The organism is Arthrobacter sp. (assembly GCF_031179985.1).
Taxonomy (GTDB): domain Bacteria; phylum Actinomycetota; class Actinomycetes; order Actinomycetales; family Micrococcaceae; genus Arthrobacter.
In genome coordinates, this window is record NZ_JAPSHJ010000081.1 from 1 (window position 1) to 7,818 (window position 7,818).

The 7,818-nt window shown below is 62.8% G+C and carries 6 protein-coding genes; 4 read left to right on the forward strand and 2 right to left on the reverse strand.

The annotated features are described in order from the left end of the window. The first annotated feature begins 109 nt into the window (after positions 1–109). Positions 110–1,393, forward strand: a complete 1,284-nt coding sequence (locus RIN13_RS19540; RefSeq protein WP_309108983.1) for an MFS transporter — start codon at positions 110–112, stop codon at positions 1,391–1,393. 133 nt (positions 1,394–1,526) lie between these two features. After that, positions 1,527–3,353 (forward strand): gamma-glutamyltransferase, encoded by a 1,827-nt coding sequence (gene ggt / locus RIN13_RS19545; protein ID WP_309108978.1) that lies wholly within the window; start codon positions 1,527–1,529, stop codon positions 3,351–3,353. Positions 3,354–3,371: 18 nt separating this feature from the next. On the opposite strand, the gene RIN13_RS19550 is transcribed toward ggt, so the two are convergent. Both RIN13_RS19550 and RIN13_RS19555 read right to left on the reverse strand, forming a co-directional pair. Continuing rightward, positions 3,372–3,593: a hypothetical protein gene (locus RIN13_RS19550; RefSeq protein WP_309108979.1), complete on the reverse strand. Its 222-nt coding sequence runs from the start codon at positions 3,591–3,593 to the stop codon at positions 3,372–3,374. A gap of 36 nt (positions 3,594–3,629) precedes the next feature. Continuing rightward, positions 3,630–4,217: a hypothetical protein gene (locus tag RIN13_RS19555; RefSeq protein WP_309108980.1), complete on the reverse strand. Its 588-nt coding sequence runs from the start codon at positions 4,215–4,217 to the stop codon at positions 3,630–3,632. 199 nt (positions 4,218–4,416) lie between these two features. On the opposite strand from RIN13_RS19555, the gene RIN13_RS19560 reads away from it, so the two are divergent. Together RIN13_RS19560 and RIN13_RS19565 are read left to right on the forward strand one after the other, a co-directional pair. Then, the gene (locus RIN13_RS19560; protein WP_309108981.1) at positions 4,417–5,757 is read left to right on the forward strand and encodes a DUF2254 domain-containing protein; all 1,341 of its coding nucleotides are present in this window, start codon (positions 4,417–4,419) and stop codon (positions 5,755–5,757) included. 164 nt (positions 5,758–5,921) lie between these two features. Continuing rightward, positions 5,922–7,730 carry a glycoside hydrolase family 15 protein gene (locus RIN13_RS19565; protein WP_309108982.1) on the forward strand — a complete coding sequence of 603 codons (1,809 nt, stop codon included), beginning with the start codon at positions 5,922–5,924 and terminating at the stop codon, positions 7,728–7,730. The last annotated feature ends 88 nt before the right edge of the window (positions 7,731–7,818 follow it).

The following is a 7,818-nucleotide window of genomic DNA, read 5'->3' on the forward strand; positions in this document are numbered from 1 at the left end:
GGGTCCCTCTGGCTAAGCTCTGGCTAAAAGCGCTGCTCTGGCGGGCTTCTGCGATCGGGACGACAATGGGCTCGTGCCTTCCCCTCGCCCCAACGGGGACGGCGGCACCATGAACGCCGGCGCCCGCAAAATCCAGCGCGTCTACCTGACGCTGACGCTGGGCAATACCCTTGCGGCCTCGTTCATCTGGGGCATCAACACCCTGTTCCTGTTGGATGCGGGGCTGAGCAATTTTGAGGCCTTCGCAGCGAACGCGTTCTTCACCGCAGGCATGGTGCTGTTCGAGGTCCCCACCGGTGTCGTCGCCGACGGATGGGGGCGCCGGACTTCCTTTCTGCTGGGCACGCTGACACTCGCTGGCTCGACGTACCTCTATTACATGCTGTGGCAGCTATCCGCCCCGTTCTGGTCGTGGGCGGTGGTGTCTGTGCTGCTTGGTCTGGGCTTCACCTTCTTCTCAGGGGCCGTCGAAGCATGGCTCGTTGATGCGCTGCGCTTCGCCGGCTACGAGGGCGGGCTGGAGGCGGTGCTCGGCAGGGGGCTGATGGTGCAGGGCACCGCGATGCTCCTCGGTTCGGTGGCTGGTGGTGTGGTGGCGCAGGCCACCGACCTCGGCGTGCCGTTCCTGCTGCGCGTGGGCGTGCTTGTGGCCATGTTCCTTGTGGCCTTCGGGCTCATGCACGATGTGGGCTTCACGCCCGAACGTTCCGCCCATCCTCTCCGGGCGACCCGTGCCGTGCTCTCCGCCTCCATCGAGAGCGGGCTGAAAAACCCACCAGTGCGCTACGTGATGCTGGCCGCCCCGTTCAGCTCAGGCGTTGGCATTTATGTGTTTTATGCCCTGCAGCCCTACCTGCTCGGGCTCTTTGGCGATCCTGGCGCCTACTCCATCGCTGGCCTGGCGGCGGCGCTGGTGGCGGGCGCGGAGATACTCGGCGGCTGGCTGGCCCCACGCGTCAGGCGACTCGTTCGAAAGCGCAGCACCGTGCTGATGCTGAGCAGCAGTGTGAGCGCCATGATTTTGCTGGCGCTTGGATTCATCCAGGCCTTCTGGGCGGCGCTGATCCTGCTGGCGCTGTGGGCCCTGGTTGCCGCGGCGGGGACCCCGGTACGCCAGGCTTACCTGAATGACATGATCGCCTCGAAGCAGCGTGCAACAGTCCTGAGCTTCGACTCCCTCATGGGATCAAGCGGTGGAGTGGTGGTGCAGCCGGTGCTAGGGCGCGCAGCCGACGTGTACGGCTATCCGGCCTCGCTGGCGGTCAGCGGGCTGATCGAACTGATGGCTGTGCCCTTCCTGCTGGCGAGCCGGCAGCAGCGTCACCAGGCAGATGATTTCTCGGGCGCGACTGACACCACGGACGCGGAATCCCCTCCGCTGCAGGACTCCTGAAGGACCGGGCGGCGGCTCCATCCGCGGGTGTATTCCGGAGCCGCCGGGAGTACCAATTGAGTATTGAGTGTCACAGGGCCCCGGAGTAGCGTGACAATACCGTCAACCGCACCACCCAGACCCGGGAGCGACCATGCCCTATATTAAGCGTCGCCTGGCTGCCATCACGGCGGCCGTGGCCATGAGCGTGACAGGTGGGGCGGTCATCAGCCCCGCATCCGCCGATGAACGGGAGACAAAAAAGACCGCGACGGCCAGAGGCTACGGCGGGGCAGTCAGCACCGTTGATCCGGAAGCCTCTGCCGCAGCGATCGAGGTCCTCCGCGACGGCGGCAACGCAGCGGATGCGGCGGTCGCCGCGGCCGCCACGCTGGGAGTCACCGAACCGTACAGTGCCGGGATCGGGGGAGGCGGGTACTTTCTCTTTTACAACGCTAAGACCGGCCGGGTCGGCACGATCGACGGCCGCGAGACGGCGCCGGCAGCGATGCCGAGGGACGCCTTCATCGATCCGAAGACCGGCAAACCCTACAACTTCACCCCTGAACTCGTCACGAGCGGTGTCTCCGTCGGCGTACCCGGAACGCCTGCCACCTGGGAGCGTGCACTTAAGCGCTGGGGAACCATGGACCTCGACGATGCCCTGGAGCCGGCGATTGACGTGGCGACCCGCGGCTTCGTGGTTGATGAAACATTCCGCCAGCAGACCCTCGATAATAAGGTCCGCTTTGCGGCGTTCACCTCCACGAGCAAACTCTTCCTCCCCGGCGGTGACGCACCCGCCGTCGGCAGCATCTTTAGGAGCCCCGACCTCGCCAAAACGTACAAGCTCCTCGCGGACAAGGGCACCCGCGCGTTCTACCACGGACAGCTCGCCAAAGAGATAGTAGCCGCCGTCAAGGTTCCCCCCAAGACTGCCACCACCACGCTGCCCGTCCCACCGGGCCACATGACGACGGCGGATCTCGCCGGCTACAGCGCCCTGAACCAGGCGCCCACGCATGTGGAGTACCGCGGCTTCGATGTCTACGGCATGGCACCCTCCAGCAGCGGCGGCACCACGGTGGGCGAAGCGCTGAACATCCTCGACACGTTCAACATCGCTGAGATGTCAACGCCGAACGCCCTGCACCACTACCTTGAGGCCAGTGCCCTCGCATTCGCTGACCGGGGCAAGTATGTTGGCGACCCGAAGTTCGTCGACGTCCCCACTGCCCAACTCACGGACCCGCTGTTCGGCAAGGAGCGATCCTGCGCCATCAACCCGAAGCTCGCTGCTGAGAAGCCTGTCGCGCCGGGCGATGTAACCAATTACGACGGCGCGTGCCCGGCTGCCGCCGCGTCCCTCGCCGATGAGAAGGACACCGAGAACATCTCCACCACCAACCTGACGGTCGCCGACAAGTGGGGGAACGTAGTCGAATACACGCTCACCATCGAGCAGACCGGAGGGTCCGGGATCGTGGTTCCCGGCCGCGGGTTCCTGCTTAACAACGAGCTGACGGACTTCTCGACGGTCTATGACCCTGAGGACCCGAACCGGATCGAACCCGGGAAGCGCCCGCGCTCCTCGATGTCGCCGACCATCATCCTCGATGAGGGAAAGCCGTTCCTCGCGCTCGGTTCACCGGGCGGCTCAACGATCATCACCACTGTCCTGCAGACCATCCTGAACCGCGTGGACCGCGGAATGACCATTTCCCAGGCGATAGCGGCACCGCGGGCGGCTCAGCGGAACACCGCCAACGTCACCGCCGAGCCGGCGTTCATCACTGCATACGGAAGCCGGCTCACGCCGTACGGCCACAAGCTGGCGCCTGCTGGTGATGCGTTTACCTCTGCGGCGGAAATAGGCGCCGCCACCGCAATCGAATTCAAACCCGACGGGAGAATGGTTGCGGCGGCTGAGCCAGTCCGGCGTGGGGGCGGGTCCGCGATGGTGGTCAAGCCCTCGAGGTGACGCTCAGGGAGGTGACTCTCAGGGCTTTGCCGCCCGGGCTTCGGTCCGGAGCCGGTCATACTCTTCCCGGGACACCGGCTTGGCGTCCGGCGTGCCCAGCTCATTGAGGGGGATGCGGTACGTCTCCGGTGCCGTCCAGGCTGCAATGGCCCCGATGATCGTGGCGCCGGCCGCCGGTTCCAGTCCGCCTGTGGGTCTGGCTCTGCCCGCTCGCGCCAAAGAATTTGTTGCGCGGCTCACAATCCGCAGGCGAATCGGGGCCGGAGATCAGCTACTTCAGGTGCTGTCGGCATCGGGAAGCAACCGTCCGTTCCGGATCTGTGATGGGCCAAAATCAACGGTCAGCGGCCGGATTTCCCACGAGCCGCCGCTCCTGGTTTTCGGACGGCCGACAGCCACGTGGGGGACCCAGCGAGGGTATCTGAAGCCCAGGGCGGGCGAGCTCAGGATGAAGTCGTCCACGTTGTCCACCTGCAGCTCCTCCAGCAGTCCATGGAGTGCCTGCACCAGAAAGACCTGGTAATCATGGACGCGGTCAGGCACCTGGACCTCAAGCCCGGACACATTGCCTCCGGCCAGGGAAATCAGGCGCTCCGCAGTCCCCGAGAAGCCCGCCAATATCGGAAGTCCCCGCAGCCAGTCTGCTGTGCGTCGGGTGGCTAAGTCGGTGGAGGTCCTGCCTTTGGTCCAGTCCGCGATGTCCTGGACGAACTCCGGCAGGATGCCGATGTGCAGCAGGGTCATGTGCAGGCCCTGTTCCCTGCGCAGGCCATTGACGTACGTCCCAAGCGCTTCGTAGTCCGTGGGACGGGATCCGATGTTCAGCACCGGTACCTCGACCGTGATGCGCGGAAGCCCGTGCATGAGGATCGCCTCCGTCCTGCTCCGGCTGTTGGCTCCGGTGCCATTATCTTCCCGCTGTCACCTCCGCATGGAAAGCGTGTCGCATGGGCGGCTGCAGCTCGACGATCTCCTTCGATTCACCGCCGGCACCCGTGCTCGGCTACGTTGGACTGCAGGCTTCCGGGAGGACCTGTCGAGAACAAGCTGTTAAGGAGATGCTATGGCCAGGATCTTGCAGGGAAAAGCTGAGGCCCTGAGGGCGAGCCTTTGGGTTTGGCCTGTTTCTGCCGCCTTCGCTGCTTTTCTGCTCACGCTCGTTCTGCTGGCGGTTCGTCCCGGACCGGACACGGCGTGGGCTGTGCTGCTGTGGCCAGCTGGCACCGACGCGGCAAGCACCCTGCTGCAGGTAGTTGCCACAGCAACCATGACAGCGACGACGCTCACCTTTTCGATCACCGTCGTGGCTTTGCAGCTTGCCTCTCAGCAGTTCTCTCCGCGCCTGCTAAGGGAATTCGCACGTGATGCAAAAATCCAATCGATTCTTGCGCTGCTGGTCTCGACGTTCGTAGTTTCCCTTACAGGGCTCCGGGGGATGGGACCGGGCGCGCCTACCCCCGTTTTGGTGCCGGCACTGGTCATGTTCATGGGCCTGGCCTCTGCCGGGGCATTGGTTGGCTTTGTCGGGCATATGGTGCGCGCTGTTCGCGTGGACTCGATGATGGTTGCTGTACATCAGGAGACCCTGGCCACGATACGGCAGACCTATCCCAGTGCCGAGGACCATTCTAAAGATCCAGAGAAAGGATTGCCTGAAGGCGGAGGGACCCTCCTGAAGTCCTCACGCAGTGGCTTTGTGAAAGTCATCCGACCGGATGTCCTGGTCCAGGTGGCAGTTGAGCGCGGGATTTTCCTCCGGCTGGGTATACGTCCCGGTGACCAGCTCGTTGCTGGCGCACCGCTGGGGACATTCTGGCATGACAAAGAAGCAGGACAAGCCGATCCGGAATCAATTGAAGCCGAACTTGCCCGTGGCGTGGAGATCGGCTTCGAACGCACCGCGGAACAGGACGCTGCGTTCGGGCTGCGGCAGTTGACCGACATTGCAGTCAAAGCCATCTCGCCCGGCATCAACGACCCGATCACTGCCGCCCACGCCATCAGTTTCTGTGCTGACCTGATGGTGACCCTGCAAGGCCGCAAACTCGGGCCGCAACAACACGTCGATGCTGCCGGAGTGCCCCGTGTGGTCACGCCGGACCGCGATTACCGCTACTACCTCGATTTGCTGTGCGGGCCCCTGCGGCGCTACGGCAAAAGCGAACCCATAGTCCTCACGGCACTCCTTCGCATGCTTCGGGACTTCGCTTCCAATCACAAAAGCAATGAGCAACTTGAAGAAGCAACACGCCAAGTCGACCTAATCCTGGAAACCATGGACCCAAGCCTTGTTCCTTCCGATGCATATGAAGTGCATGCTTTGGCAGAAAAAGTGCGCCTGGCAATAAGAGGCAACCTGGAAGCCGCATACCACGACCGCGCCGGCGAAACTCGTTCCGCCTGATATCCGAGCATCGGCACGCGGCGGGGCGACGCGGCCGGGAAGTGAGAGCACCGTGCATGCCTGAACTATGGTTGGGCTCTCGCAGCTGAGCCCCGACAACTACAGCTGGCCGATGTTTTTGGTGTAGGGGGTAAAGACCTGAAACCGTGTGATTGAGTAGGTGAATGGCAACACCAATCGAGGACTATGGCCTCATTTCGGATTTGCAAACCGGCGCTCTGGTCTCGCGTAACGGCAGCATCGACTGGTTGTGCCTGCCACGTTTTGATTCTGATTCTTTCTTCGCCGCGTTGCTTGGCACAGAGGACCACGGCCGCTGGCTGCTGGCACCTTCCTCGCACCCGGCAGTTGCCGGTCCTGTGGTTGTTAAACGCCGCTATCGGGACTCGACGTTCGTTCTGGAGACGCTCTGGAGAACCGACAGCGGTGAAGTTTTGGTCACTGAGTTCATGCCGGTCAGCGATAACCGTGCGTCCCTGGTTCGCCGGGTACAGGGAATCAAGGGCAGTGTCCGCATGTATCAGGAAATTGAGATCCGTTTTGGTTACGGGAAGGTCGTGCCTTGGATCAGCCAGATCCGTGACGACGGGGGCACGGCAATTATGGCCATCGGCGGGCCTCACGCGGTGATGTTGCGCGCCGAGAGCCTCCCCCAAGTTCGGGCAGATAATTCCCATGCAGGGGAGTTCACCGTAGAGGCCGGGCAAACAGTGGACCTGGACTTGTGCTGGTTCCCGTCCCATGACTCCCCGCCACCGGCCATCGATGTTGACCAGGCGCTGGATGCAACCAGCAGGTACTGGATCGACTGGGCCAGCCACTGCCTGCCGGCAGGTGAATACGACGAGATGGTCAAACGTTCACTTCTGGTCTTGCGTGCCTTGACCCACCAAAGCACCGGCGGGATCGTGGCCGCTCCCACGACGTCGCTTCCGGAGCAGTTCGGCGGGGAACGGAATTGGGATTACCGCTTTTGCTGGCTCCGGGACGCTGCGCTGACGCTTGAAGCCATGATGACCCACGGCTTCCGGCAAGAGGCGCTGCAGTGGCGGAACTGGTTGCTCCGCGCGGTCGCCGGGGACCCGCAGCACCTGCAGATAATGTATGGCGTGGGCGGAGAGAGGGAACTTCCCGAGCGGTCACTTCCACACCTGCCCGGCTATGAAGCCTCGATTCCGGTCCGGATAGGCAACGCCGCAGTTGAGCAGTATCAAGGTGACGTCGTTGGTGAAGTCTTGGTGGCCTTAGAAAAACTCCGTAACCGGGGCGGGCATGAGGATAACTTTTCCTGGCCATTGCAGCGGAACATGCTGAACTTCGTGGAAAACAATATCGGCCGCAAAGACCACGGAATCTGGGAAATGCGCGGAGAAGCGAAGCATTTCACGCATTCCAGGATCATGATCTGGGCTGCCCTGGACCGGGGAGTACGGGCAGTAAGGGATCACGGTCTCGATGGCCCGGCTGAACGCTGGGAGAAACTCCGGGATGAGCTCCGCGCCGAAATTATGGAGCAGGGGTTCAACAGGGACCTCAACTCCTTCACCCAAACCTATGACAACACCGAGGTGGACGCCTCCCTGCTGGTCCTGCCGCACGTAGGATTCCTCGACTACGGTGACGAAAAGATGCTCGGCACTGTTGCAAGGATCGAACGGGATCTACTCGATGACGCCGGCCTGCTGCTCCGCTACCGGACTGAGACACCGCTCGATGGACTAAAACCCGGTGAACATCCCTTTTTGGCCTGCTCCTTTTGGCTCGTGGAGCAGTACGCCCGCACCGGCCGCTCGACGGAGGCGAAAAGGTTGATGGACCAACTCGTCGGATATGCCAACGACCTGGGACTGCTTAGCGAAGAATATGACACGACGAACAACCGAATGGCCGGGAACTATCCCCAGGCCTTCTCCCATTTGGCCCTGGTCAGGGCTGCCGACGCGCTCCACGGCATAAAACAAGAAAGCACCTAGCCTAAATGGATGTCCCCGCCGTCGAAGCCGCATTCGGCGCCGCTGGCCCGAAGCACGCACCATATCAGGCCTGCAAAACCCTCCGTCT